The organism is Novosphingobium sp. P6W (assembly GCF_000876675.2).
In the GTDB taxonomy this organism is placed as follows: domain Bacteria; phylum Pseudomonadota; class Alphaproteobacteria; order Sphingomonadales; family Sphingomonadaceae; genus Novosphingobium.
Genome location: NZ_CP030354.1, coordinates 19,350 through 44,038, shown reverse-complemented (window position 1 = coordinate 44,038; position 24,689 = coordinate 19,350). Strand labels below are relative to the sequence as shown.

Here is a 24,689-nt window from a genome sequence, read left to right as displayed (position 1 = left end):
ATCTTATGGGCTATGGAACCCGCGACAGATTTTAGGCGCTGATCGCGATCTTTGGCTTAGCTACCTTTAACCGCCGGAAGCGGGCTTCGACCAGGCTGAAGATGCCGAATAGACCAAGGCCGACCCCGACGATGGCCAGCAGTAAGGCGCCTTCCGGTTGTGAGCGTAGTTCGCTCAGCGCATCGCCCAATCCCCCAGCCCGCTTCGGATCGTGATGGAGCGCCGCAGAAAGCACCAGCCAACCGATGATCGCGAATACGATTGCCCGGGCGGCATAGCCGATCCGGCCGATCCACCGGACATAGGCTGGCGCAGGCACGTCGCCGTTCATTTCGTCGAACGTCGCCTTGTATGATTTGACCGCCTGCGTAAATGCCGTCGCGAACAGGATTATGCCAACTGTAATGAGAAGGGGAACGCCCCCTGGATGATCGAGGAGCCAACCCGACCAGCTCTGCGCGCTCTGGTCTCCAGGGCTTCCATGCTCGGCACGAGACTGCTGGAGGGCGAGCTTTCCGGCAATTATACTGAGAGACGCATTCGCCGCGCCGCTGATCACGTAAGCTGCGCGTTCCAGCCTGCCTTTTGCGCTCTGGCTCCGACCTTCCGGATCCATGGCCGCCTCGGTGAATCGCCAGATCGCATAACCGGCAAACCCGACAGCGCAAATGCCGAGGACGACCCTGCCGGGAGCGGTCTCCGCCAGACTGCCGAGCGCGCCTTGATTGTCACTTGGCTCGGCGCCCGTCCGCGACGCGTCGAAAGCAAGCGATCCGATGAGGATATAGACAAGGCCCCGTGCTGCGAAGCCGAGCCTGGCCATCGCCGTCATCCTGGTGGAGTAGGTCATCGCGTTCTCCGATCGCTTTCTGAAATGCGCGGTTCGGTCACACGTTCCGTGGCTCGAGCCGATCAGCAGGGCCTTAGGCGGCACCGGTCCTGCCGCCAGCCCAAGCTGCCGCTATTTGCGCCACTGCAGGCAGGCAATGCAGGTGCGTTTCGCTGTCTCGCCGCCCGGAGCCGGCCACGATCACTGACCCTCGCGTCGCGATTTTCTGCGTCGTGTCGCTTCCGCAGACGAGACTGTAGATAACCATGGAGAACGAGAGCCGCGAACAATCCAGCGGCGCCCCCGAAGCCTTGGGACCCATCGCCATACAGCTGCCGAAACGATGGATGACGCATGAAGCAAAAACGATAAGATCTGTGCGGCCATTGCTCCGGTTCAGCCACCGACGCACAATAGAAGGGGGTTGTTCAATGGCGGGATTCTAGACTGTTAACGTCGCTCAAGAGAGGCATTGGGTGCGCGTCTAGGGTCAGGACTCACTGATCAGAGCCAGAAGATGACGGTGGCGGCGAGCGCGATGGCGGAAAAGAAGGCTGTCGGACATCGATCATAGCGTGTGGCGACGCGGCGCCAGTCCTTCAGGCGTCCGAACATGATCTCGATGCGGCTGCGGCGTTGGTACCGACGCTTGTCGAATTTGACGGGCTGGAGCCGGAATTTTCGGCCCGGGATGCAGGGTTCGATACCCTCCGCCTGCAAGGCGTCCCTGAACCAGTCGGCGTCATAGCCCCGGTCGCCCAGCAGCCAGCGCGCCTTTGGCCGGTCGTCCAAAAGCGCTGCCGCCCCTGTGTAGTCGCTGACCTGCCCAGCGGTCATGAAGAAGCTGAGCGGGCGGCCATTGGCGTCAGTGACGACGTGAAGCTTTGTGTTCATACCGCCTTTCGTGCGACCGATCAGGCGCCCGAGATCCCCTTTTTAACCCGCAGGCTCGATGCCGTGCGGTGTGCCTTCAAATAGGTCGCATCGATCATGACCGTCTTCGGATCGGCACCCTCGACCGCCAATCGTTCCATCATGCGGAGGAAGACGCCCATCTCGGCCCAGCACTTCCAGCGATTATACAACGTCTCGTGCGGACCATAGTCCTTGGGCGCATCACACCAGCGCAGCCCATTGCGATTGACGAAAACGATGCGCTCAACACCCGCCGATCATCAACGCGGGGCTTGCCGTGGCTCTTGGGGAAATAGGGCCGCAGACGCGCCATCTGCTCGTCCGTCAGCCAGTACAGGCGCTCATTATCAGTCTCCTCACGGAGCTTCAATCAGATCGCGCCTCTCACATTAATGGGTCCTGACCCTAGCTCGCCGCCATGTTCAGCAGCAGCGACGGACGTCGGCCAACATGCCAGGCCCTAGGCGCAATAATTTTTTGGAGCACCTAAATAGCGAAGGCTGACGTACTGCACGCTGGTTTAGCTTTGGGTTCCCGGGCCCACCCGGGTGTCCCAAGGCAGGCCCTCTTGAACGTGGAAGCGATCCAATCCATCTGGCTGGCCTAAATCTGAAACATGTGAGCCAAAGAGACGATGACAACTGAGACGGTTAACGCCCCTGAGACCCGCGCCTTCGAGGCGGATGTTTCCAAGCTCCTGCACATGATGGTCCACTCGGTCTATTCGGACCGGGACGTCTTCCTTCGTGAGCTTATCTCCAATGCCGCCGATGCCTGTGAGAAGCTGCGCTACGAAGCGATTTCCCGGCCCGAACTGCTCGGCGACGATGCCCAGCCGCGGATCACCGTGACTCTCGACAAGGACGCCGCAACCCTCACCGTCACGGACAATGGCATCGGCATGACCGCCGCTGACATGGCCGAGATCCTGGGCACCATCGCCCGTTCGGGGACAAAGGCGTTCATGGACAGGCTCTCTGCCGACAAGAATGGTGAAGGACAGCAGCTCATCGGCCAGTTCGGCGTGGGTTTCTATTCGGCCTTCATGGTCGCCGGGAGAGTCGAGGTCGTCTCCCGCCGCGCGGGTGAGGACGATGCGGCCAGTTGGGCATCCGATGGCTCGGGCACGTACACCATAGCTCCGGCCGATCCCGCTGCCGCTCCCCTGCGCGGAACGCGGGTTACGCTGACCCTGCTCGATGAGGCGAAAAGCTATGCCGAGCTTCACACCATCGAACGGATCGTCAAGGCGCAGTCCGGTCATGTGCCGGTGCCGATTTTCCTGGAGGAAACCGGCAGCGAGGAAGAAGCACGGCAGCTTGCCGACGGCGCGGCGCTGTGGACCAAGGCGAAGTCGGACATCACCGAGGACGACTATGCCGACTTCTATCGCAGCGTGGCGGGGCAGTTCGACAAGCCGGCAGTGACATTGCACTACCGGGCCGAAGGGCGGCACGAGTATTCGGTGCTGACCTTCATCCCTGAGAGCAAGCCTTTCGACCTGTTCGATCCCGACCGCAATGGCCGCATCAAGCTCTATGTCCGAAGGGTCTTCATCACCGATGAAGCGGAGATTCTCCCGCGCTATCTGCGGTTCGTACGCGGCCTTGTCGATTCCGCGGACCTCCCGCTCAACATGTCGCGCGAGATGATCCAGGAAAGCCCCGTGCTGTCCGCCATCCAGAAAGGCGTGAGCAATCGCGTCCTTTCGGAACTGGAGAAGCTCTCGTTGAGCGATGCCGATCGCTATGCAGCGATCTGGAACAACTTCGGGGCTGTGCTCAAGGAGGGGCTGTACGAGGACTACGAGCGGCGCGCTCAGTTGCTCGGGCTCGCCCGGTTCAAGACCACGGCATCGGACGGCGAGTGGCGCTCGCTCAAGGATTATGTCGCGGCGCTGAAGGAAAACCAGACCGCCATCTTCTATGCCACCGGCGATGACCTCGATCGGATCGCGACGTCTCCCCAGCTCGAAGGGTTCAAGGCGCGGGGTATCGAAGTCTTGCTGCTGCCCGACCAGGTCGACAATTTCTGGACCACGATGGGCGTCGATTATGAGGGCAAACCCTTCAAGTCGGTGACGCAGGGCGCTAGCGACCTCAGCCTGATCCCTCTGGCCGAGGAGAGCGCAGATGCATCGACCCCGGCAGAGGATGTCAGCGGGTTCGTCGCCTTTGCCAGGGAGGTGCTGGCTGATCAGGTTTCTGACGTCCGCATCTCCGACCGGTTGACCACCAGCGCCGTGTGCATCGTGGCGCCGGACAACGCCATGGATCTTCAGCTTGAGAAGATGCTGGCGGCGGCCGGCCGTGCGCCGGAACGCGAAAAGCCCGTGCTGGAAGTGAATGCGCGCCATGCGCTCATCGCCAGACTGGAGCAGTCCACGGCGAGCGAGGATGAGCGGCGGGATATCGCATTCCTGCTCCTCGACGAGGCGCGTATTGCGGAGGGAGAAGCTCCGGCCGATCCACGAGCCTTTGTCCAGCGGCTGGAGCGCTTGATGGCCAAGACCCTGGGATGATGCAGGGGAGGGGGAGCCGGCCGGCTTCCCCTTTGTTTTTCGGGGCTCCCACTATGCTGCATGTTGTCCACCATCCCGACTATGTCGTCCCGGCGAAAGGCGAAGGCACCTTTCGCCACGACAAGTATGCGCGGGTGATGGATGCGCTTCGCGAGAGCGGCGTGCCGATGACGGTGCACGTCCCGGACATCATGCCGAGAGCCTGGCTCGAAGCGGTCCATGATCCCGGCTATGTCGAGGAAATCATTGCGTGCAGAGTGGCAGCGGCCAAAGAGCGCAGGATAGGGTTCCCGATCGACGAAAGCATTTCACGAAGATCGCAACTTTCGCCAGGCGGGACGTGGCTGGCTGCCAAGCTGGCGCTACGCCATGGCTACGCCGCCAACAGCGCCGGCGGCAGCCACCACGCCCTTGCGGATACCGGAGCCGGGTACTGCGTTTTCAACGACCTCGCGGTCGCCGCGAACAGGCTGATCGAGGAAGGCGATGCAAAGCGCATCCTGATCCTCGACCTGGACGTCCACCAAGGGGACGGTACCGCCGCGTTGACGGCGGGGCGCGGCGATATATTCACCCTCTCCCTGCACGCGGAAAAGAACTTCCCCACCCGAAAGGCGCGCTCCACCCTGGATATCGCGTTGCCCGACCTGACGGATGACACGGTCTATCTGGACATCCTCAAGCGCACGCTGACCGGAGCGCTGGACGATTTCCGGCCGGACCTCATCCTGCTGCAGGCGGGCGTGGATGCGCATGTGGATGACCGCTTGGGGCGGTTGGCGCTGACCGATGCCGGATTGGTGGAGCGTGACCAGATAGTGTCAGACGCAGCCCGGCAGCGGTCGATCCCGTTGGCAAGCACGCTTGGCGGAGGGTACGGGGCGGATCGTGACGCGGTCGCACGCAGGCATGCCCGCTCGATCCTGACATTGGGATCGTCATAGGATCGCGCCACTCGTTAGGCTGCGCTATCGAGTTGCTGCACTTCGTGTGGCAAGGCTGCGTATCGAGGGGGCAGGTCTATGTCCGGGGAAATCCGTGGCTGGCAAAGCTTCGGAAGGTAATCGACCAACGCGCCCGCTCCATTTCGGCAATGCTATGCTCCCAGTCGTGACGAGCAGGCCCGATCAGGTGGTAGGCCGCTCGCGGTTCGAGCGGCACTGATACCCGCGCGAAGCCATCGGCCCGCCTGCGCCGAAATCGCATCGCCGCGGGCTCGCCCAGCGAAATTCCAATCACATCCTGGTAGACCGGGCGATCGCGGTGCCACCCGATACCGGCGCCAGGATCGTAGCGGATCAACAGTGCCTGGATAAGGGCAGCGGGCTCGAGATTGGCGAAGCGCGCCGCACGATCGCGGAAGGGGCGCAGCCAGTCCGGGATCGGCGGAGCCTCCAACGGTCGCCCGATTTCAAAATCATAACTCCATCCGAACGACCCTGTAAGCCGCTTTCCGGTCCACCCCTGAAAGCGAAATGGCGTAAGGTCGCTGGAATCGATGCGGCTGATCAGCACGCGTTCTTCGGCAGCGTCGATAATGTCGGCCTCTGTGCTCAGCCCCGGCAGCACTGGCGTGTCGAACAGGTCAAGCATCAAGCCGCCTGCTCCTTCGCGAACATCGGCAGCGCGACTTCGCGATCGGCGGGAGGCTCACCGAAGTTCGATACCGTGACGCCCACGAGCCGGATGCCCTTTGTAGGCGGCAGGACCGACCGGATGAGATCGCGCGCCAGGTTTTGAAAGTTGTCGAGCGTCGCGACCACCTCCGCCTGACTGCGGCGGCGCGTGATCTGTTTGAAGTCGCCGTACTTGATCTTCACCGTCACGGTACGGCCAAACCTTGAGCGGGTCTCACACCAACGCCAGACGTCGTCGACCATGCGAAGAACGCCAGCCTCGATCTCGGCAGGGTCGGTCAGGTCACGTTCGAAGGTCGTTTCCGAGCCCAAGGATTTGCGAACCCGGTTGGGGTTGACCGGCCGATAGTCCTCGCCGCGCGCGATCGCATAGTACCATTCGGCCGAACTGCCGAAATGGCGATCGAGAAACTCCCGCGACTTTGCCCGCAGATCAGCGCCGGTTTCGATACCGAGCCGCTTCATCTTTTCCGCGGTCACAGGTCCAACGCCGTGAAAGCGACTGACTGGCAATGTCGCCACCCATTCCGCCCCCATGTCAGGGGTGACGGCGAACTGTCCGTTCGGCTTGCGCTGGTCGGAGGCGAGTTTGGCGAGGAACTTGTTGTACGAGATGCCGGCAGAGGCTGTGAGCCCGGTCTCCTCCAGGATGGCTGCCCGGATCGCCTTCGCGGTGAGCCAGGCCGTGGGTATGCCGTATTTGTTAGCCGTCACATCGAGATAAGCCTCATCCAGCGAGAGGGGCTGGATAAGATCGGTGTAGCGCTCGAACACCGCGTGGATCTGCCGGGATACCTCCTGGTACACATCGAAACGCGGCGGCACGAAGACGAGGGCGGGACAGCGCCGCAAGGCAGTGACCGAAGGCAAAGCGGACCGCACGCCGAACGTGCGCGCTTCGTAGCTTGCAGCGGCAACCACGCCGCGCGCGGCGGCATGACCCACCGCTACGGGGCGCCCGCGCAGGTCGGGGTTATCGCGTTGCTCCACGGACGCGAAGAAGGCGTCCATGTCGACGTGGATGATCTTTCGGGGGGCAGAATCGACCATGTCTCGTCCATGCCACAGAAAGAACAAAAAGTGAACGAATTTGAGCTTGGCCGAAAGATTTGGTGTTAGCTGCTTCGCTGAAGGCTTGACCTTCGTTCATGCCGTTCGGCCGGCGTACGGCCCAGTGGGGCCATGACGGACTTCCGTGCCAGCTATTCGCGCCCCGCGTTGCGTCTGTCGGTGATGAGGTTCTCATCGCCATCGGCGGATGAGAGCTCCTCATCATGCTTGGCGACCGATGTTACGGTATCCTTGTCTTGAGGCGAGCTGGCAAAGGGCTTGGCTTCGGCACCGGCCAAACCGATCTCGATGTCGCGCTCGGTCTCGGACTGCGCATCCACACCTTTCTGCACCGGCTGCTCATTTGTAGGGTCCGGGCCGATCGAAACGTCATCCATGCATATCGCTCCGTCGTTAGGTGGTTTGGGCATTGACTGTACTCGCCAATTCGCGCGGGCTCTGAAGCCACTGGGCAAGCTCGCCGTTGCCTTGCATGCGCGCAACGGCGGCCGCATCGTTTCCGGCCGCGTCCACCGCATCTATATCGGCTCCGGCGCTCAGGAGAAGATCGATGATATCGCGTCGATCAAACAAAGCGCTCATCATGACCGCGGTCTGTCCGGCTGCATTACGCAGGTTCGGGTCTGCTCCCGCGGTCAGGAGTTGCCGGGCAATGGCAATGTGCCCTTTGAAAGCGACACCCATCAGCGGGCTGCCGCTCGCGGTCGTGCCGTTGGGATTGGCACCGGCATTCAGCAGCAGCGCCGCGGCGGCCTCGAATCCGTGATAGGTCGCCAGGACGAGGGCGGTATGACCCTTCGCGTCCACGGCCTCGATGTCCGCGCCAGCTTCTAGCAGGACCGGGATCATGTCGTCTCGGCCAAGCCGGGACGCGTCGAACAGCAATTCCTGCACTCTTTCCGGTGAAGGGAGCTGCGGCGGTTCCCGCGGTATCGAAGGCATTAAATTCTCCGGCTCGTTCACCCAACGTACTCCCATCGCTACCCCATATGGTCCAGACGGATAGGACGCGGTCAGCCGCCGGCGATTTCGTCGAACACTTGAACCACGATAGCGGCGCGGGCATCGTCGTTGACGTCCACCGACACGGATATCGGATCTGAAAGCGGTGCGTCGCTGCGTTCCTCCTCCAGGTGGGTCGCGGTGTCCCCACCGCTGCGCTTTTCGCCTACGCTGTTTTCACTGCCAGCCGACGAGACAAAGACGTCGGTTCGCGCGAAGCCATGTTCCTGGACCAGTCTTTCGACCGCGAGTTCGGCGTCTCGGCGACTATCGAAACTGCGCTCTATCGTGGAGCTCATGTGTTTGTCCTTTGGTGGAAAATATATGAGTTTGACGCGGATCTATCGGGCTTCGCCATGATCGACTTCGGCCGACCCGGGCTCGGCCATCTTCCGGTGTTGTTCCGCGAGGATGGATGCCGGCGTCACGTGGGCCACCGCGGCCTGGATCTTGTTGTTCCAGCCCGAGACGATGTGCGCCTGCCCCTTCATCAGGGCATCCCAGCCATCGCGCGCGACATCGGCGGGGTCGCTCTTGCTCTTGGAGGCGCCGACGGAGGTGTCGAGCATGTCGGCGCGGTCGAAGAACTCGGTCTCCACCGGCCCGGGCATGAGCGTGGTGACCGTCACGCCCTTCGCGTCCTTGATCTCGTTGCGCAGGGCGTCGGCGAAGCTGTCCACGAACGCCTTGGTGCCGTTGTAGACGGCCTGGAAACTGCCGGGGATGAAACCGGCGATCGAGCCGGTGATCAGCACCTTGCCGTCATCCGCGCGACCATGTCCTTCAGCACGTTCTGCAGCAGGTAGAGCGTGCCCGTGATATTGGTGTCCACCACGCGCCGCCAGTCGGAGACATTCTGGTCGAGGAAGCCATGGCCGAGGCCTCGCCCCGCGTTGGCGCAAAGCAGGTCGATCTTTCGCCCCGCAGTCGCCCCGAGAAGCGCGTCGACGCCTTCGATGGTCGACAGGTCGGCCTGCACCGCTTCGACGGTGACGCCGTGAAGCCGGAAGTCCTGGGCAGCCGCTTCGATCAGGCCTTCGTCGGCCACAACCAGAAGGTCATAGCCGTTTTCGGCCGCGATCGAGGCGAGTTCGAAGCCGATGCCCGTCGAGGCGCCGGTGACGATCGCGAATTTCTCGGCCATGGTGCTTCTCCTATTCCGCGGCGATGGCAGTGCCGGCGTCGAAGCCGGGCTTGAGGACGACCTTGGTCACCTCATTCTGGTTGTCGTGGAACATCTTGTAGCCCTTGGGCGCATCTTCCAGGCTCATCCGATGCGAGATCAGGAAGGTAGTGTCGATCTTGCCCTCAACAATCGCGTTGAGCAGTCCCGGCATGTAATGCTGCACGCTGGTCTGCCCGGTCTTGAGCGTCAGCCCTTTTTCCATGAAGGCGCCGAGCGGGAACTTGTCGACGATGCCGCCATAGACGGCGGGCATCGAGACGCGGCCGCCCTTGCGGCAGGCGACGATGGCCTGGCGGATCGAGTGGATGCGGTCGGTACCCAGCATCAGCGATGCCTTGATCTGATCGACCACGTTGTCGACGAAGAAGCCGTGGGCCTCGAGGCCCACCGCGTCGATCACCGCGTCGGGACCAATGCCCCCGGTCATTTCCATCAGCGCTTCGTAGGTCTTCGATTCTTCGAAGTTGATGGTCTCGGCGCCGAACTTGCGCGCCAGTTCCAGTCGGCGCGGGAAGTGGTCGATCGCGATGACGCGGGCCGCGCCCATCAGGAAGGCTGACTGGACCGCGAAAAGGCCGACAGGGCCACAACCCCAGACCGCGACGGTGTCGCCCGGCTCGATGTCGGCATTCTCGGCCGCCTGCCAGCCGGTGGGCAGGATGTCGGAGAGGAACAGCACCTCGTCGTCGCTCAGCCCATCCGGGACGACGATCGGGCCGACGTCGGAGAAGGGCACGCGCACGTATTCGGCCTGGCCGCCCGCGTAGCCGCCAGTCAGGTGGCTGTAGCCGAACAGGCCCGACATCGGCTGGCCATAAAGCTCCATGCCGATGTCCTGGTTGTCGGCCGGGTTGCCATTGTCGCAGGCGGAGTACTGGTGCTTGCCGCAGTGATAGCAGCTGCCGCAGGCGATCGTGAAGGGGACCACCACGCGCTGGCCCTTGACCAATGTCGATCCGGGGCCGGTCTCGACGACTTCGCCCATGAACTCGTGGCCGAGAATGTCGCCGGCCTTCATCGTGGGGATGTAGCCGTCGTAGAGGTGGAGGTCCGACCCGCAGATCGCGGTCGAGGTGATCTTGATGATCGCGTCGCGCGGGTTGAGAATTTCAGGGTCGTCGACGGTGTCGACGCGGACGTCATGCTTGCCGTGCCAGGTGAGTGCGCGCATCAGGCTTTGTCCTCTTCGAGCTGCGCGCGGGTGCGCGACGAGGTGGCGACTTCGCCGGTTTCCATGAGCTGCTTGAAGCGTCGCAGGTCGCGCCGTGCCTGGATGGCCGGCTCGCGCTGGAACATCTTGGCGATGAGCTGGCCGACGACGCCGGCGGGGGGATCGTAGACGATCGTCGCGGTGACGATGGTGCCACGATCGCCGGCATCGCGGAACTCGATCCGGCCGCTGTTGGGCACGTCGGCATCCTCGGTCGAGGCCCAGGCGATGAGTTCGCCATCCTTCTCCTCGGTGATGCGCGCGTCCCATTCGACCGTCCTTCCACCCGGCGCCTTCACCACCCAGTGCGAGAGTTTGGGCGAGCGGACGTCCACTTGCTGTACGTTGTCCATGAAAGTCGGCAGCCGGGCGAAGTCGCGCCAATAGGCGTAGAGTTCAGCGCGGGGCCGATTGATCGTCACAGTCCGCCCAATCAGCGAACTACCCTGGGCGTCCTGCACCGTGCGCGTCTCCGCGTCGCGAACCTCGCGCACCTTGGAGGTGGTGGGCGGAGCATCGTCTTTCGCCATTGCCATTCCTGCTCTCCATTTGTCTGGATGACGACCGGCCCGGTCGGGCTGGTCGATACAGAAGTAAAACGAGGCCAGCCTTCATAAAGACCCCGGCTCCGACCCAATATCGTCGCAGTCAAACAACGCTTTGGCTCGAGCTGATCATGAGCCAAGCGTTTCCAGCAATAGGCGAACCCGGGTAATGCGCTCATCGTTCGCGGTTTTTTCCGAAAGCAGCAGTCGACCATCCTTTTCTGTTAGGTCCGCGCGGCTCGCATCGGCGCTGAAATCGCGCCGGGGCGTGAGGGCGATGGCGGCGGGGCCCGCGTCAATCCGCGCGATCCGCAGCGTGCGGGCGCCGATGCGGATGCGGGAATGGTCCATCAGGACTTCGGCCGCGCCGGGAAGCGGGCCGAAGCGGTCCAGCAACTCGTCCTCGAAGGCATCGAGCGCCGCCTCGTCCTCGATCCGCGCGAGGCGCATGTAGAGCGCAAGGCGCACGTCGTCTTCCGGGATCCAGGCTGCCGGGAACGCGCCGCCCGATCCTAGGTTAAGCTCCGGCGTCCAGCGCTCGACGTCTTCTCCCCGCGCCTGTCGCAGCGCGGCGCCGAGCATGTGCTGGTAGAGATCGACGCCGATCAGCTTTATGTGCCCGGCCTGGTCCTCGCCGAGCAGATCGCCGGCGCCGCGCATGTCAAGGTCCTGCGCGCTGATCTCGAACCCGGCGCCGAGGCGGTCGAACGCCGCCAGGGTGCGCAGGCGCTTGAGCGTGCGCGGGCCGATGGCGTTCTCGCTTTCGGTCAGCAGCACCACCTGCCCGCGACGGTTGCCGCGTCCCACCCGGCCGCGCAGTTGGTGTAACTGCGCGAGCCCGAAGCGGTCGGCGCGCCAGATGATCATGGTGTTGGCGCGCGGCACGTCGAGCCCGGCCTCGATGATGTTGGTGGCCAGGAGGATATCGCCCCGGCCGTCCCCGAAACCGACCATGGCGTCGTCGATCGCCGCTGCGGGCATCTTTCCATGCGCCTCGACCACTTGCAGGTTGGGTACGATGCGCCGAAGCTTCTCGGCGAGGGGCGCCATGTCCTCGATGCGCGGGACGACGACGAAGCTCTGTCCGCCGCGCGCCTTTTCGCGCGACAGGGCAGTGCGGATGCGGGCGTCGTCGTAGCGATCGATGCTGGTGCGGATCGGCTGGCGTCGAGCCGGGGGCGTGGTGATGAGCGATATCTGCTGCAGCCCGACGAGCGCCGCTTGCAGCGTGCGCGGTATCGGCGTCGCACTGAGGCTCAGTAGGTGGACTTCGCCCGAACCGCGCAGCCTTGCCTTGTCGGCGGCGCCGAAGCGCTGTTCCTCGTCGATGACGACGAGGCCTAGCTTGGCGTACGTCACGCCCTTGGCCATGACCGCGCCGGTGCCGACCACGACTTGCACCGAGCCGTCGGCCAGGCCCGCCTTCACCGCTTTCTTCTCAGCTGCGCTCGACAGGCGCGAAAGCCCCGCGACGGTGACGCCCGTGCCCTCGAATCGGCGGCGGAAGGTGTCGAGATGCTGGCGCACCAGCACCGTCGTCGGCGCGGCGATCACGACTTGATGGCCCGAGAGGGCAGCGAGGGCGGCGGCGCGCAGGGCGACCTCGGTCTTGCCGTAGCCGACATCGCCGATCAGCAGCCGGTCCATCGGCCGGCCCCGCGCAAGGTCGTCTCGAATAGCGGCAATCGCGCGGGCCTGGTCGGCGGTCTCGTTGAAGGCAAAGCCGCCCGCGAACCGTTCGTAGGCGGCGGCGTCGGGGTCCATCACCGGCGCTTCCCGCGACGCGCGCGCCTTCGCCAGCGCGGCCAGACCTTTCGCGCTTTCGACGATCGCAGCGTCGATGGTGCTCCGGCGCTTGAACCACGACGAGCCGTCGAGCTTGTCGAGTGTCACGGCCTCGGCCTCGGCGTCGGCGCCGTAGCGCCAGATGCGATCCGCTTCGTCGATGGCGACGAGACGGCGGGCACCGCCGGCATATTCCAGCGCGATCATCTCGCTCGCCGTGCCGTCGGCAGTGGGAGCGGCCTCGAGACCCAGCACGAGCCCGACCCCATGGTCCTCGTGAACCACGACGTCGCCGATGCGGATGCCGGCGCCCGTTCCGGCCCAGGGGACGGCGCTCGATGTCGCGGCTTCACCGATCAGTGCGCGACTGCCCATGACGTCGGCGGCAGCGATTAGCACGAGGCGTTCGTCGACGACACCGGTATCCACGGGCATGGTGATCGATGCCGACGCGCCGGGCGGCAAGGCGATGATCTCGGCCCAGCTCTCCACATCGAACAAGTCCAGTTTCAGGCGCCTGGCGATCCGCGAGCGGAGGAATCGCAGGTCCCTGGAGCTGCCCGCCAGCACCAGCGAGCGGCCTTCCTCCAGCAGCGGTCGCACGAAGCGGCCCATCGCGGCGAGCGGGCTACGGCTTTCCGCGAAGCGAGGCACGGTCACTGCATCCCCGCCGAAATCGACGGCGCGCCATCGCGAGGCGTCGGCCTGCCACGCCGCATCGTCCAGCGCATCGATCAGGCGATCGCCACCTCCCGCGGCATCCTGCGCGAGCTGTATGAAACGCAGGCGGCGCGCGTGAGCCTTGTTGGCCACGGCCAGCAGGCCGGGCGAGAGATGGGCCAGTATCGAGACCGCGTCGTCCATCGCGGGCTCCGCCGCGCGCCCGATCTCGAGTCGCTGGAGGTCGGAGACGGTGCGCTGGGTCACGGGATCATAGGACCGGATCGCGGCGATCCGGCCCTTGGTGAGTTCGATGCGAGCCGGCATCCCGGCGTCGGCGGGAAAGACGTCGATGACGTCGCCACGAATGGCCGTTTCGCCCGGCTCGTCGACACGGTCGTCCGCGAAATAGCCCAGTTCCTCAAGCTGCGCCGCGAAGGCGCCGGGGTCGATCGCGTCACCCTCGCGCAGCGTCGGGGGAGCGCCTTCGAACGCCTGCGGTGGCGGGTAGCGGCGCCCCGCCGCTTCGCCGCTCAGGATGCAGGCTAGATGGAGCCGCCCGCCTTCGGCCTGCGCGAGCTGGAGCGCTCGCAAGGCCGCCACGCGCCGGCCCGCATTGGCGGGAGAGGCAGGGGCGACATCGCCGGGCAGCGCGTCGCTCGAGGGGACATGGAAGACCGGTGCGCTTGGCAGCAGCGCCATCAGGATGTCCGAGAGGGCCCGGGCTTGCTGTTCGTCGTCGGCCAGGAACACGACATCGTCCGAGGCCAAAGCCCGGGCCATGCCCATGGCGACCAGAGCGAGGTTCATGAGACTGCTTTCGTATCTTGCTCGGCTGAGGCGGGCCAGGCGTCGCCGTCGAGGGGAGCGATGGCTTCATAGGCACCGCGCGATATGGCGAGGGTCAGTCGGTCGCAGCCGAAACCGATCGACCGGGCGGGCACCGGGCGCAGTTGCTCCTCCAGCCCGGCGGCGGAACTGGTGGCGACCACCACGTAGCTGACTTCGCCCGAACGGCATTCGATCAGTGCCTCGACGGACTTGCCGAGCGGCGTGCCGTCTTCCAGCGCCACGGGCATTCCGGCCAGCCCAGTGGCGGTGAATAGCGTCGGCTCCGACGACCTGCGGCTTGCCTCGCGGGCGGATCGGCCACCGTCCTCGTACTTGCGTTGCCGTCCCAGCCAGCGCCAGATACCGACCACGTTTACCAGCGTGAGAAAGCCGTTCGACGCGATCAGGTTGGTTTGGCCGGAGGTCAGGCCGACGATGGTCCAGGCGATCGAGCCGAACGTAAAAACGACGAAGCCCCACCCGGTGAGCCGGGCTCCGAGATTGGCGGCAGTCATCATCGCCGCCAGCATCGTGGCGATCGGGGCGATCCATCCGGCGATTTCGTTCAGGGCTTTATCCCTCTCATGGATGTAATAGAATTTCGAAGATACGTACCGAAAGTCAGTTCTCGTCGGAACCGGGCGTAGTTCCGATTTGCATTTGCGCGGCGCGTGCTGCTTCCACGACGTTATGGCCGGTCTCCGCTGCCGCCGCGGCGGTCATGGTCACGGCCACGCCATCGGGACCATCGAGAATGACCAGCCCGTCTTCGGCACTGGCAACCCCCGGCTGAGTTTCTGGTCGGCGTTCATTGTTCAGGTGTGTCATGACGCGAACTTTCAACAGGGATTGGAGGGTGTTTCACTGATCGATGTACAAATAGGTGGGATCGAACTGCCCCCGCGCGGCCAGCCCGACCGGATCAGGAATTTCGACGACGGACAATCTGAAAATGCACAGGCGTTCTTCGCGAAGCTGGCGCATCACCCGATTGACGTGGACATGGGTCAATCCGCAGATTTCCGAGATGTCGGTTTGCGTGAGTGCCAGTGGGAACTGTCGTCCATCACTTAGCCCCACAGCCGCCAGACGCGCGTTGGTTTCGCAGAGGAAATGCGCGACTCTTCCGACTGCAGCCAGCCGGCCGAGCCGAAACAACCATGCGCGGTAAATGGCGGCATCCAGAAGCGTTGCATACCAAAGCTTTCGCCCCAGTTGCGGTCGCTCGGAGATGATATCGTCCAACTTCCCGTGGGGAACCATGCCCACGACTGCGGTGGTCATCGAGGCAACATCATGGTCGAGCGTCTTCAGTGGGTAAGCATGAAGGTCAACAAAATCTCCGGGCACGTGAATGGCCACTAGTTGCCGGAGACCGTTATGGTCGTCGATGTGGCGCGACATAATCCCGTCGATGAGCAGCGTGCTATGATTTAGTTTGTCGCCGGCTTTGACCAAAACACGTCGCGGTTCAATCGTTTGCACTTCACTGATTGCGGCTTCGAGACATTCACGTTCGCCCAACGAAAGGCTGACGTTGCGTTTGTTCCTAAGGAACCGTTCGGTAAGCATGGGGACCTTCAACAGATGTGTCAGAAGCGCGGTATTCACGCCGTGCCCAGCGGATAACCTCCTGTTTCAGACAGCGTTTCAAAGAGTCTGAGCTATTCGTGTTGATAAAAGTTAATTTGCCCAGAAAGCCGCAACTCGGCTGCCTGTCGCGTGTTGGCTTGGGGTTGCAGATCAAATGGCGCGGCATTCCGGCAGGTTGCGGCAGCCAGGTATTGCGTTGTGTTAATTCGAGAGGACATCCCATGGCCAAGACTCCCACGAAACCACGCTCTAACAATCCTGCAGATTTCACTCCGGCCGATCTGGCTGGTGTGCATATTGGCGGTGAAACCACCGCCAAGGCATCTGCCATACCTGCAGATGCGGAGATCACGCTGTCGTTCGCCGAGCCGCAGGGCAGTGGAGGCGAGACTTACCAGACAGCAGGCGGCGAAGTCGAAACACTGACGACCCAGCAGGGCATCCCCGTCGCCGACGACCAGAACAGCCTCAAGCAGGGTGCGCGCGGTCCGACGCTGCTGGAAGATTTCCATTTCCGCGAAAAGATCTTCCACTTCGACCATGAACGCATCCCAGAGCGCGTGGTCCATGCCCGCGGCTACGGCGCGCATGGGTTCTTCGAACTGACCGACAGTCTGTCCGACGTCAGCCGCGCCGACGTGTTCCAGCGTGTCGGCGAGCGCACGCCTGCCTTCGTTCGCTTCTCTACCGTGGCGGGCTCGAAGGGTTCGTTCGACCTCGCGCGCGACGTTCGCGGTTTCGCGGTCAAGCTCTACACGCAGGAGGGCAACTGGGACCTTGTCGGCAACAACATCCCGGTGTTCTTCATCCAGGACGCGATCAAGTTTCCCGACCTCGTCCACGCCGCCAAGCCTGAGCCGGACCGCGACTTTCCTCAGGCCCAGACGGCGCACGATAACTTCTGGGATTTCATCAGCCTGACGCCCGAGAGCTTCCACATGATCATGTGGACCATGTCCGATCGCGCGATCCCGCGCTCGTTCCGTACCATGGAGGGCTTCGGCGTGCACACCTTCCGGCTGCTCGATGCCGAGGGCAAATCCACGTTCGTCAAGTTCCACTGGAAGCCCAAGCAGGGGTTGCAGTCGGTCGTCTGGAACGAGGCGGTCAAGATCAACGGTGCCGATCCCGACTTCCATCGCCGCGACCTGTGGGACGCGATCAGTTCCGGCGACTTTCCCGAGTGGGAACTGGGCGTGCAGCTCTTCGACGATGAATTCGCCGACAGCTTCGAATTCGACGTACTCGATTCAACCAAGATCATTCCCGAGGAACTCGTCCCGATCCGCGTGGTCGGCCGCCTGGTACTCGACCGTGTCGTCGACAACTTCTTCGCCGAGACCGAGCAGGTGGCCTTCTGCACGCAGAACGTCCCGCCTGGCATCGACTTCTCGAACGATCCGCTGCTCCAGGGCAGGAACTTCTCCTACCTCGACACGCAGATCAAGCGCCTGGGCGGCCCGAACTTCACGCATATCCCGATCAACGCGCCCAAGTGCCCGATGGCCCACTTCCAGCAGGACGGCCATATGGCCATGCGCAATCCCAAGGGCCGGGTAAACTACGAGCCCAACAGCTGGGGTGCGACCCAGGGCGGTCCGCGCGAGGATCCGGCGCGCGGCTTCACGAGCTTTGCGGAAGCGCCGGACGGGCCCAAGCAGCGGGTACGATCGGAGAGCTTCGCCGATCACTACAGCCAGGCCCGGCAGTTCTTCGTCAGCCAGGCGCCGATCGAACAGAAGCACATCGGCGATGCGCTGGTGTTCGAGCTTTCGAAAGTCGAAAGGCCGGACATCCGTTCGCGTACGGTTTCCCATCTCCTTAACATCGATGCGACGCTTGCCGCCACGGTGGCCGACGGCCTCGGGCTGGCGCTGCCCGATCCGGCGACGGCGGCGCGCGAGCCGATCACCGATCTCGCGCCGTCCGACAAACTGAGCATCGTCAAGAACGGCCCCGACAGCTTCAAGGGCCGCAAACTGGGTATCCTGCTGACCGACGGCGCGGATGCGGCGATCTTCAAGGCTCTGGTCAAGACATTGGACGCCGAAGGCGCGGTCTACGAAGTCATCGCACCCAAGATCGCCGGCGTCACCTTGTCCGACGGTACCACGGTGGCGGCCAAGCAGAAGATCGACGGCGGGCCATCGGTCCTCTTCGATGCGGTGGCGATCCTGGTTTCCAAGGAGGGCGCCGCGCTGCTGTCGATCGATGCGGCGGCCAAGGATTTTGTCACCGACGCCTTCGCCCACTGCAAGTTCATCGGGTTCACGGTCGAAGCCGAGGCGATTTTCGTCAAGGCCGGTATCGCCGACGACCTCGACGAAGCCTGCCTCGCCCTGGCCAGGCCAAAAGATGCCGGAGACTTCGTGACGGCATGTCGGTCGCTGCGCCATTGGCCCCGGGAACTCGAGGTGGATCTGGATGCACGGCCCGCAGCCTGATCGACCTACCTTCAGGGCGCGCAGCCCCGGGGGCGGCGCTTTGTCGCCCACGGGGTCATCCCCCGGCAGCCTGAAGATCGGCATCATCTCCCATCTCAAGCACCCGATTGCCGAACCTTTCGCCGGCGGGCTCGAGATGCATACGCATCTGCTGGCACGGGCCCTGCGCGAACGGGGCCATGCCGTTACGGTGTTCGCCTCGTCGCGCTCGGATAGCCGTATCGGCCTCGAGGCGATCTGCTCCGAAACCGCACTTTGCGAGGTCGGGACGGCCGAGGCTACGGATATCGCCTTCTTCAAGGAGCATCATGCCTACCTCAGCTTGATGAACGGCCTGCGCCACCGCGACTTCGATGTGATTCACAACAACTCGCTGCACTATCTTCCGGTCACTCTGGCGGACAGCCTGCCGATGCCGATGGTCACCACATTCCACACGCCGCCGTTCTGCTGGCTCGAAAGCGGCGTTCGCCTGTGCTCGGCAGAGGACCATGCGTTCGTCGCGGTCTCCAAATCGGTCGCGGCGCTGTGGGAGCACGTCGCGAAGGCGGACGAGGTGATCCTGAACGGCATCAACCTTCAGAAGTTCGCTTTCCATCCCGTCCCGGACGAGGCGGGCTACCTTGTCTGGTACGGCCGCATCGTTCCGGAAAAGGGCCTGCATTTCGCGATCGAGGCGGCGCGGCTGATCGGCCTGCCGCTGAGGATCGCCGGGCCGATCCTGGACGAAGAGTATTATCGCACCCGCATTGCGCCGCAGCTTGGTGCCGATGCCGTCCACGTCGGTCATCTCGCGCATAGCGAACTGGCCCGCCTGGTGGGTGGGGCCAGGGCCTTCCTGTGCACCCCGATGTGGGACGAGCCTTATGGCCTGGTGATTGCCGAGGCCCTCGCATGCGGCGTGCCCGTCGCGGCTTTTGAACGCGGCGCGATCCCGGAAATCCTGGACGCCGCCTGCGGTGTCCTGGCCACGCCGGACGACGTCGCCTCGCTGGCGGCAGCCGGTCTGGCGGCGCTGTCGCTCGACCGGCGCGCCTGCCGCCAGCGCGCGGAGCGCATATGCGACGTAGGGCAGATGGTGGCAGGCTACGAAGCGCTCTATCGGCGCCAGATCGCCCAGCGCAGGCAAGGGCAGGGCGGCATGCCGCTTGGTGTGGCGGCGTTCGAAAGCGCTGACGCGACCACCTCGGGCAGCGCGGGCCTGCATGCCTGAGAGCCGCGCAGCAGAGAGCCGGGACATCGACCTGTGCGTGTGCGTCCCGGCCCGCAACGAGGCCGACCGGCTGCCGACCTTGCTATCGGCGCTGGCCGCGCAGACCTGGCAAGCGCCGATACCTGTCGCGGTCGTGGTCAACAACTCGGACGACGACAGCTTCGAGGTCGTGGACCGCGCGCGCGTTCGCTTCGAAGGCAGGCTGGCAATTCAGGTCGAACAGGTGACGTTCGCGCCGGAACTGGCGCACGCTGGCTCCGCCCGCAGGCGCGCCATGGACAGCGGGCTCGGCATGCTGCCGGCGCTGCGGCGGAGCGTCCTGGTCAGCACCGACGCCGATACCCGGCCCCCGCCCGAATGGCTCGGGAATATCGCCCGCGCCTTTGCCCGGGGCGCGGACATCGTCGGAGGCCGCATCGAGATCGAGCAGGCCGAACCGCTGCCCGAGCCAGTGCGGCGCCTGCGTGCGGCCTGGGACGCTTACTGGCGGCGTGTCCGCGCCATCGAGGATGCGCTCGACCCGCTGCCCTGGGATCCCGCGCCAAGGCACGGGGATCACACCGGCGCCTCGCTGGCAATTAGGGCTGCCCTCTATGTCGACTGCGGCCGCGTGCCGCTGCTGCCCACGGGCGAAGATCGCGCGCTGGTGGCGGCGGCCCTTGCGCAGGGAGGGCGGCTGGCCCACCCGCAGGATGTTTTCACTCATGTTTCGCCGCGCCGCGACGGACGGGCGGAAGGGGGCATGGCTCTGGCCATGCATGACCTCTTCGACCTGGCCGCCAGGGGCGAGCGCCCCAGCGCACCGGGTTACGAACATTGGCGCGAACGCGCGGCCTGGCGCCGCGAGCTGCGCGCGCAGGAGGGCGGTCAGGCGCTGATTGCGAAAGCGGAGCCGCTGCTTTCTCCCATGCCCCACGACATGCTGCTGGAGGTCACGCCGTGAACCGCCGGCCGATCGGATATTACGTCCACCATCACGGCGCCGGCCACCGTGCCCGCGCCGATGCCATCGTTGCCGCTTCCGATTGGCCGATCGTCCTGCTCGGCACCGGGCTCGGCGGCGCTGGGATCGACCTGCCCGACGACCGTCCGGTCTCGGGCCGCTTCGATGGGCAGGACTTCGCAGACTGCCGCCCGGACGCGCTGCATTACGCGCCCCTCGATCACGAGGGCGTGCGGGCGCGCGTCGCCGAGATGGCCGGCTGGATCGCGGCCGCGCGGCCGGCGCTGATGGTCGTCGACGTATCGGTGGAAGCGGCGATGGTCGCCAGGCTGGCATCTGTTCCGACCGTCTACGTACGCCTCAACGGAGAGCGCGACGATGCCGCGCATCGCGACGCCTTTCGCGGGGCGTCGGCGCTGCTCGCCCCGTTCCCCCCTGCACTGGATGCAGCTGCGACGCCCGCCTGGGTGCGCGACAAGACCCGGTACCTGCCCGGCATCACCGCAGAGGCGTGCGCCGGCACGCCGATCGATCGCCGTATTCTGGTGGTGTTCGGGCGCGGCGGCGCGGCGGGCGACGGCGCCATGCTGGCCGATGCCGCCCGTGCCTGCCCGCAATGGGAGTGGCGGGTCATCGGCCCGGCAACCACGCCCGCCGATATCCCCGCCAACCTCGAGTTCGCGGGCTGGGTCGACGCGCCCGGGCGTGAGATCGCCCGCGCCCGGATCGTGGTGGGAGCAGCCGGAGACGGGCTCGTCGGCGCGGTGATGGCGGCCGACCGGCCCTTCGTATGCGTGCCAGAGGATCGACCCTTCGGCGAACAGCGGGCGACCGCGCGCGGCCTCGACCGGATCGGCGCCGCGGTGGTGCTGCCGGCGTGGCCCGGCGGCGAAAGCTGGCCGGTTCTGATAGAGAAAGCCCTTTCGCTGCGCAGTTCGGCGCGCCGGGCCCTGCACGACGAACGGGGTGCGCAAAAAGCGGCATCATGGCTGGGAGGCATGGCCGCAGCCGTGACCTGCGGCATCAAGGAACACGCGGTATGAAAACATCCACCCAAACCACCGCCGAGCAGGATGACCCGGTGGCGCGGGCCGCCGCGATCGCCTCGCGATTGGCCGATCTCGGCGCCCGTTACGACGCTGCCCCGGTCTTCCCGGTCGAGAGCATGCGGTGCCTTGCCGCTGCCGGCCTGCATCGTCATTTCGCCCCTCCCGCGAGCGGCGGGATCGCCTTCGCGGACGTGCCCACCCGGTACCAGACGTTGATGGACGTCCTGCGCATCGTCGGGCGAGCCGACCTCAGCATCGGACGGCTCTACGAAGGCCACGTCAACGCGCTGGCGCTGTTCGACTGGTATGCCTCGCCCGAGCAGGCGGTTCGCCTCGGCCGGGAACTGGAGGACGGTGCGTTCTACGGGGTGTGGGCGACCGAGCCGCAGCCCGGCGTCAGCATTGAACGCGGTGAAGGTGGGACCGCGGTGCTCAAGGGCGGCAAGTCGTTCGCGAGCGGGGCCGGGGGGCTCAAACACGCCATCGTGACGGCGCAGGAAGCCGGAAGCGAGCGGCAACTGGTGATCGTGGGCGCTGACGACGCAGAGCGCGCCGACGTGTCGCAGTGGCGCGTGCGCGGGATGCGGGCGACGACCAGTGGTCTTTACGACCTGACCGGCATGGGCATCGAAGAAGCGGACCTGCTCGGCCTCCCGGGCGACTACGACCGCGACCCACGCTTCACGACCGGAGCCTGGCGCTTCGCCGCCGTGCAACTGGGAGGGATCGAGGGGCTGCTGGCAGAGACGCGGCTGGCGATGCCCGAGGCGGCCCGCAGCGATCCGCTGCAGCGCGCGAAGTTCGCAGACTGCGTCGCGGCGGCGCGCACGGCGTATATGTGGGTCCGAGAATGCGCCCTGCGCGCTGCCCTCGACGACCCCGACGGGCCCGCGTTTGCGCGCATGACCCGCGGCATCGTCGAGCGGGCGGGGCTCGACGTGATGGAGCTTGCCGCCCGGATCGTCGGCACGCGCAGCGCGATGGACGGGCAGCGCATCGACAAGATCGTCCGCGACCTTTCGCTCTACCTGCGGCAGGCCGGCCCGGACCATGCGCGCGACCAGGCAGCGCTGGCCTGGCTGGATCACGATGCCTGGGGTGAGGAGGACCGCCTGTGGTGACCGTCCCGCGAAGCGCGCACGGCATAACGGCGCTGCGCTGGCTGGTGCTGGCGCCTCACCCCGACGACGAGACGCTGGGCGCCGGCGCCCTGATCGCGCAGGCCTCGGCGGCGGGGCGGCTGGCGGGGCTCGTCTACCTGACCGACGGATCGGGATCGCACGGACCCGTTGATGGCCGCACCGGCCACCTCGTCGCCGTCCGCCGACGGGAGGCGGCGACGGCATTGTCCCGGCTGACGGGAAGTCGGAGGGCGCCCCCGTTCCACCTCGACTGGAAGGACGCCGCACCTGTAGCGCCCGGAACCGCTGCCTTCGACCGTGCTGCCCGCAGGCTTGCCGCGCTGTGCCGCCGGCGGCGGGTCGACGGACTTGCCGTCACGGCGCTGCACGAACTCCACTGCGACCATGCCGCAGCCGCCCGGCTGGCCTATGCCGTCCAGGCCTCCGCGAAACGCCGGGTGCTGGTCGCCGAGTATTGCGTGTGGAGCGACGCGCCGGAGACCCGGTCTTTCCGCAGTACACGCACGCTGCCGATGCTACCGGGCAAGCGCCGCCATGCGCTGCAGGCCCATCGCAGCCAGCTGACGGCTGCGCTGGGGCCGGGTTTCCGCCTGCCGCCCGAACGCCGGCGGATGTCCGCCACCGACAGCCTGTACATGCGGAGACGCCCATGAACCGCCCCTCGGCCAGCCTCCCGGCCGACTATTTCGAAAGCATGTTTCGCGGCACCGAAGATCCCTGGGACCTCGAAAGCAGCGCCTATGAGCGCGGCAAGTACGCGCATACGGTCCAGGCTTTGCGTGGACGGGCCTACCGACAGGCGTTCGAGGTGGGCTGCGCCAAGGGCGTGCTCACTGCCGGCCTCGCCCCCCATTGCGGCGCCTTGCTGGCAATCGACGTCAGCGCCACCGCGCTGAAGGCGGCGCGGGCGCGGTGCGCGCCGCTGGACCAGGTGTCGTTCGCCAACATGGTGTTCCCCCAACAGGCACCGTCGCGCGAGTTCGACCTCGTGGTGTTGTCCGAGGTCGTCTATTACTGGGACGACCGCGACATCAGGCGCGCCGCCACTTGGATCGCGTCGCAGGTGGAAACCGGCGGCGACATCCTGCTGGTCCACTGGACGGGCGAAACTGATTACCCGCAAGGCGGGGACGAGGCGGTCGAAAAGCTGCACGGTTTCCTCGCCGGCAGGGTCGAAGTCGTCACAGCCGAGCGTACCGCGCAGTACCGGCTCGATCTTTGGCGCCGCCTGCCATGAGCCTGAGCGTGCTGACGATCGTCAAGAACCGTGCCGGCCATCTGGCGCAGCTGATCGAGGGACTGCGGCGCAGCGCCGCCGCTCCGTTCGAACTCGTCGTCGTCGACATGGGGAGCGATCCGCCCGCCACCATCGGCGACCTGCCTTTTCGGGCGCGCGTGGTGCGCCTGGACGGGGGCGGGTTGCCGCTGGCAGCCGCGCGCAATGCCGCTGCCCGGGCCGCAAGCGGAGACTACCTCCTGTTCCTCGATGTCGACTGTATCCCGATGCGCGGCCTGGTGGACGCGATGGCGGATGCGCTCGCCGCGAACGACGCGCTGATCTGTGCGCAGGTCAGGTATCTCGGGCCCGAGGACGCGCGCGGGGACTGGCAGGAGGCGGAGCTTCTGGGCCGTTCGTCAGGGCACCCGGGGCGTCGGTTTCCCGCTCAAGGGATCCGAGAGGTGGAGAACGCCGGGCTTTTCTGGTCGCTGGTCTTCGGCATCCACCGCGAACGCTTCTTCGACCTCGGCGGTTTCGACGAAGCCTTCACCGGCTACGGCGCCGAGGATACCGATTTCGGGTTCCGGGCGCGCGAGGCAGGGCTGCCGCTGCTATTCATGGGAGGGCCGGGAGCCTTCCACCAGCATCACGACAGCTTCGAGCCGCCACTGCAGCACCTGGACGATATCGTGCGCAACGCGAATGTCTTCCGGGTTCGCTGGGATCGCTGGCCGATGGAAGGCTGGCTTGCAGCGTTCCAAAAGCTGGGTCTGGTATTGTGGGACCAGGACAGATTGAGCGTGCACCGCCGTCCCACCGATGAGGAAATCGCCCACGCCCGCACCGAGCACGCCGCCTGAGTCCAAACAAATGTTCGATGGGGGGCGCAATCGA

Annotated in this window: 22 protein-coding genes and 2 pseudogenes; 10 read left to right on the top strand and 14 right to left on the bottom strand. The window is 65.2% G+C overall.

The window, feature by feature from the left end; genetic code table 11:
• Positions 1-31: 31 nt before the first annotated feature.
• Complete coding sequence (locus TQ38_RS25985; RefSeq protein ID WP_052505946.1) at positions 32-850, bottom strand: DUF1206 domain-containing protein; 819 nt, start codon at positions 848-850, stop codon at positions 32-34.
• A 483-nt stretch (positions 851-1,333) separates the two neighbouring features.
• Positions 1,334-2,057: pseudogene (locus TQ38_RS25980) on the bottom strand (IS5 family transposase).
• Positions 2,058-2,378: 321 nt separating this feature from the next.
• Between TQ38_RS25980 and htpG the strand changes: the two are divergent.
• Both htpG and TQ38_RS25970 read left to right on the top strand, forming a co-directional pair.
• Positions 2,379-4,265 (top strand): molecular chaperone HtpG, encoded by a 1,887-nt coding sequence (htpG, locus tag TQ38_RS25975; protein ID WP_043979077.1) that lies wholly within the window; start codon positions 2,379-2,381, stop codon positions 4,263-4,265.
• 53 nt (positions 4,266-4,318) lie between these two features.
• Complete coding sequence (locus tag TQ38_RS25970; RefSeq protein WP_043979080.1) at positions 4,319-5,209, top strand: histone deacetylase; 891 nt, start codon at positions 4,319-4,321, stop codon at positions 5,207-5,209.
• Positions 5,210-5,285: 76 nt separating this feature from the next.
• On the opposite strand, the gene TQ38_RS25965 is transcribed toward TQ38_RS25970, so the two are convergent.
• From TQ38_RS25965 to TQ38_RS25910, 12 genes and pseudogenes are all read right to left on the bottom strand, one after another.
• Positions 5,286-5,858, bottom strand: a complete 573-nt coding sequence (locus TQ38_RS25965; RefSeq protein ID WP_043979082.1) for an alpha-ketoglutarate-dependent dioxygenase AlkB — start codon at positions 5,856-5,858, stop codon at positions 5,286-5,288.
• The gene (dinB, locus tag TQ38_RS25960; protein ID WP_043979085.1) at positions 5,858-6,952 is read right to left on the bottom strand and encodes a DNA polymerase IV; all 1,095 of its coding nucleotides are present in this window, start codon (positions 6,950-6,952) and stop codon (positions 5,858-5,860) included. Before dinB ends, TQ38_RS25965 begins: the two co-directional genes overlap by 1 nt.
• Before the next feature lie 152 nt (positions 6,953-7,104).
• Positions 7,105-7,350 (bottom strand): hypothetical protein, encoded by a 246-nt coding sequence (locus TQ38_RS25955; RefSeq protein WP_043979088.1) that lies wholly within the window; start codon positions 7,348-7,350, stop codon positions 7,105-7,107.
• Between the two features lie 16 nt (positions 7,351-7,366).
• Entirely contained in the window at positions 7,367-7,867 is a 501-nt protein-coding gene (locus TQ38_RS25950) for an ankyrin repeat domain-containing protein (protein ID WP_370059858.1), read from the bottom strand.
• 119 nt (positions 7,868-7,986) lie between these two features.
• Positions 7,987-8,274, bottom strand: a complete 288-nt coding sequence (locus TQ38_RS25945; RefSeq protein ID WP_043979094.1) for a hypothetical protein — start codon at positions 8,272-8,274, stop codon at positions 7,987-7,989.
• A 42-nt stretch (positions 8,275-8,316) separates the two neighbouring features.
• Positions 8,317-9,119, bottom strand: a pseudogene (locus TQ38_RS25940) (SDR family NAD(P)-dependent oxidoreductase).
• Positions 9,120-9,129: 10 nt separating this feature from the next.
• The gene (locus TQ38_RS25935; protein ID WP_113942082.1) at positions 9,130-10,332 is read right to left on the bottom strand and encodes a zinc-dependent alcohol dehydrogenase; all 1,203 of its coding nucleotides are present in this window, start codon (positions 10,330-10,332) and stop codon (positions 9,130-9,132) included.
• Positions 10,332-10,907 (bottom strand): SRPBCC family protein, encoded by a 576-nt coding sequence (locus TQ38_RS25930; RefSeq protein ID WP_043979101.1) that lies wholly within the window; start codon positions 10,905-10,907, stop codon positions 10,332-10,334. Before TQ38_RS25930 ends, TQ38_RS25935 begins: the two co-directional genes overlap by 1 nt.
• Positions 10,908-11,045: 138 nt before the next feature.
• Complete coding sequence (locus TQ38_RS25925; protein WP_043979103.1) at positions 11,046-14,171, bottom strand: helicase-related protein; 3,126 nt, start codon at positions 14,169-14,171, stop codon at positions 11,046-11,048.
• On the bottom strand, positions 14,168-14,722 hold the full coding sequence (locus TQ38_RS25920; RefSeq protein ID WP_043979106.1) for a PRC-barrel domain-containing protein: 555 nt from the start codon (positions 14,720-14,722) through the stop codon (positions 14,168-14,170). Before TQ38_RS25920 ends, TQ38_RS25925 begins: the two co-directional genes overlap by 4 nt.
• 91 nt (positions 14,723-14,813) lie before the next feature.
• Positions 14,814-15,020, bottom strand: a complete 207-nt coding sequence (locus tag TQ38_RS25915) for a hypothetical protein (protein WP_043979108.1) — start codon at positions 15,018-15,020, stop codon at positions 14,814-14,816.
• Positions 15,021-15,053: 33 nt separating this feature from the next.
• Positions 15,054-15,764: a Crp/Fnr family transcriptional regulator gene (locus TQ38_RS25910; protein WP_043979144.1), complete on the bottom strand. Its 711-nt coding sequence runs from the start codon at positions 15,762-15,764 to the stop codon at positions 15,054-15,056.
• A gap of 242 nt (positions 15,765-16,006) precedes the next feature.
• Here TQ38_RS25910 and TQ38_RS25905 point away from each other — a divergent pair, with 242 nt between their 5' ends.
• From TQ38_RS25905 to TQ38_RS25870, 8 genes are all read left to right on the top strand, one after another.
• On the top strand, positions 16,007-18,229 hold the full coding sequence (locus tag TQ38_RS25905; RefSeq protein ID WP_082057914.1) for a catalase: 2,223 nt from the start codon (positions 16,007-16,009) through the stop codon (positions 18,227-18,229).
• 70 nt (positions 18,230-18,299) lie between these two features.
• A complete protein-coding gene (locus tag TQ38_RS25900; protein WP_043979147.1) occupies positions 18,300-19,442 on the top strand; it encodes a glycosyltransferase in 1,143 nt (380 codons plus the stop codon).
• Positions 19,435-20,385, top strand: a complete 951-nt coding sequence (locus TQ38_RS25895; protein WP_043979110.1) for a glycosyltransferase family A protein — start codon at positions 19,435-19,437, stop codon at positions 20,383-20,385. Before TQ38_RS25900 ends, TQ38_RS25895 begins: the two co-directional genes overlap by 8 nt.
• Positions 20,382-21,428, top strand: coding sequence for a glycosyltransferase (locus tag TQ38_RS25890; protein WP_113942080.1), 1,047 nt, complete (start codon positions 20,382-20,384; stop codon positions 21,426-21,428). Before TQ38_RS25895 ends, TQ38_RS25890 begins: the two co-directional genes overlap by 4 nt.
• Positions 21,425-22,555: an acyl-CoA dehydrogenase family protein gene (locus tag TQ38_RS25885; protein WP_043978750.1), complete on the top strand. Its 1,131-nt coding sequence runs from the start codon at positions 21,425-21,427 to the stop codon at positions 22,553-22,555. The genes TQ38_RS25890 and TQ38_RS25885 overlap by 4 nt, the downstream gene beginning before the upstream one ends.
• Positions 22,549-23,229 carry a PIG-L deacetylase family protein gene (locus TQ38_RS25880; protein ID WP_082057894.1) on the top strand — a complete coding sequence of 227 codons (681 nt, stop codon included), beginning with the start codon at positions 22,549-22,551 and terminating at the stop codon, positions 23,227-23,229. Before TQ38_RS25885 ends, TQ38_RS25880 begins: the two co-directional genes overlap by 7 nt.
• A complete protein-coding gene (locus TQ38_RS25875) occupies positions 23,226-23,813 on the top strand; it encodes an SAM-dependent methyltransferase (RefSeq protein ID WP_043978751.1) in 588 nt (195 codons plus the stop codon). The genes TQ38_RS25880 and TQ38_RS25875 overlap by 4 nt, the downstream gene beginning before the upstream one ends.
• A complete protein-coding gene (locus tag TQ38_RS25870) occupies positions 23,810-24,655 on the top strand; it encodes a glycosyltransferase family 2 protein (RefSeq protein ID WP_205316205.1) in 846 nt (281 codons plus the stop codon). Before TQ38_RS25875 ends, TQ38_RS25870 begins: the two co-directional genes overlap by 4 nt.
• Positions 24,656-24,689 lie beyond the last annotated feature (34 nt).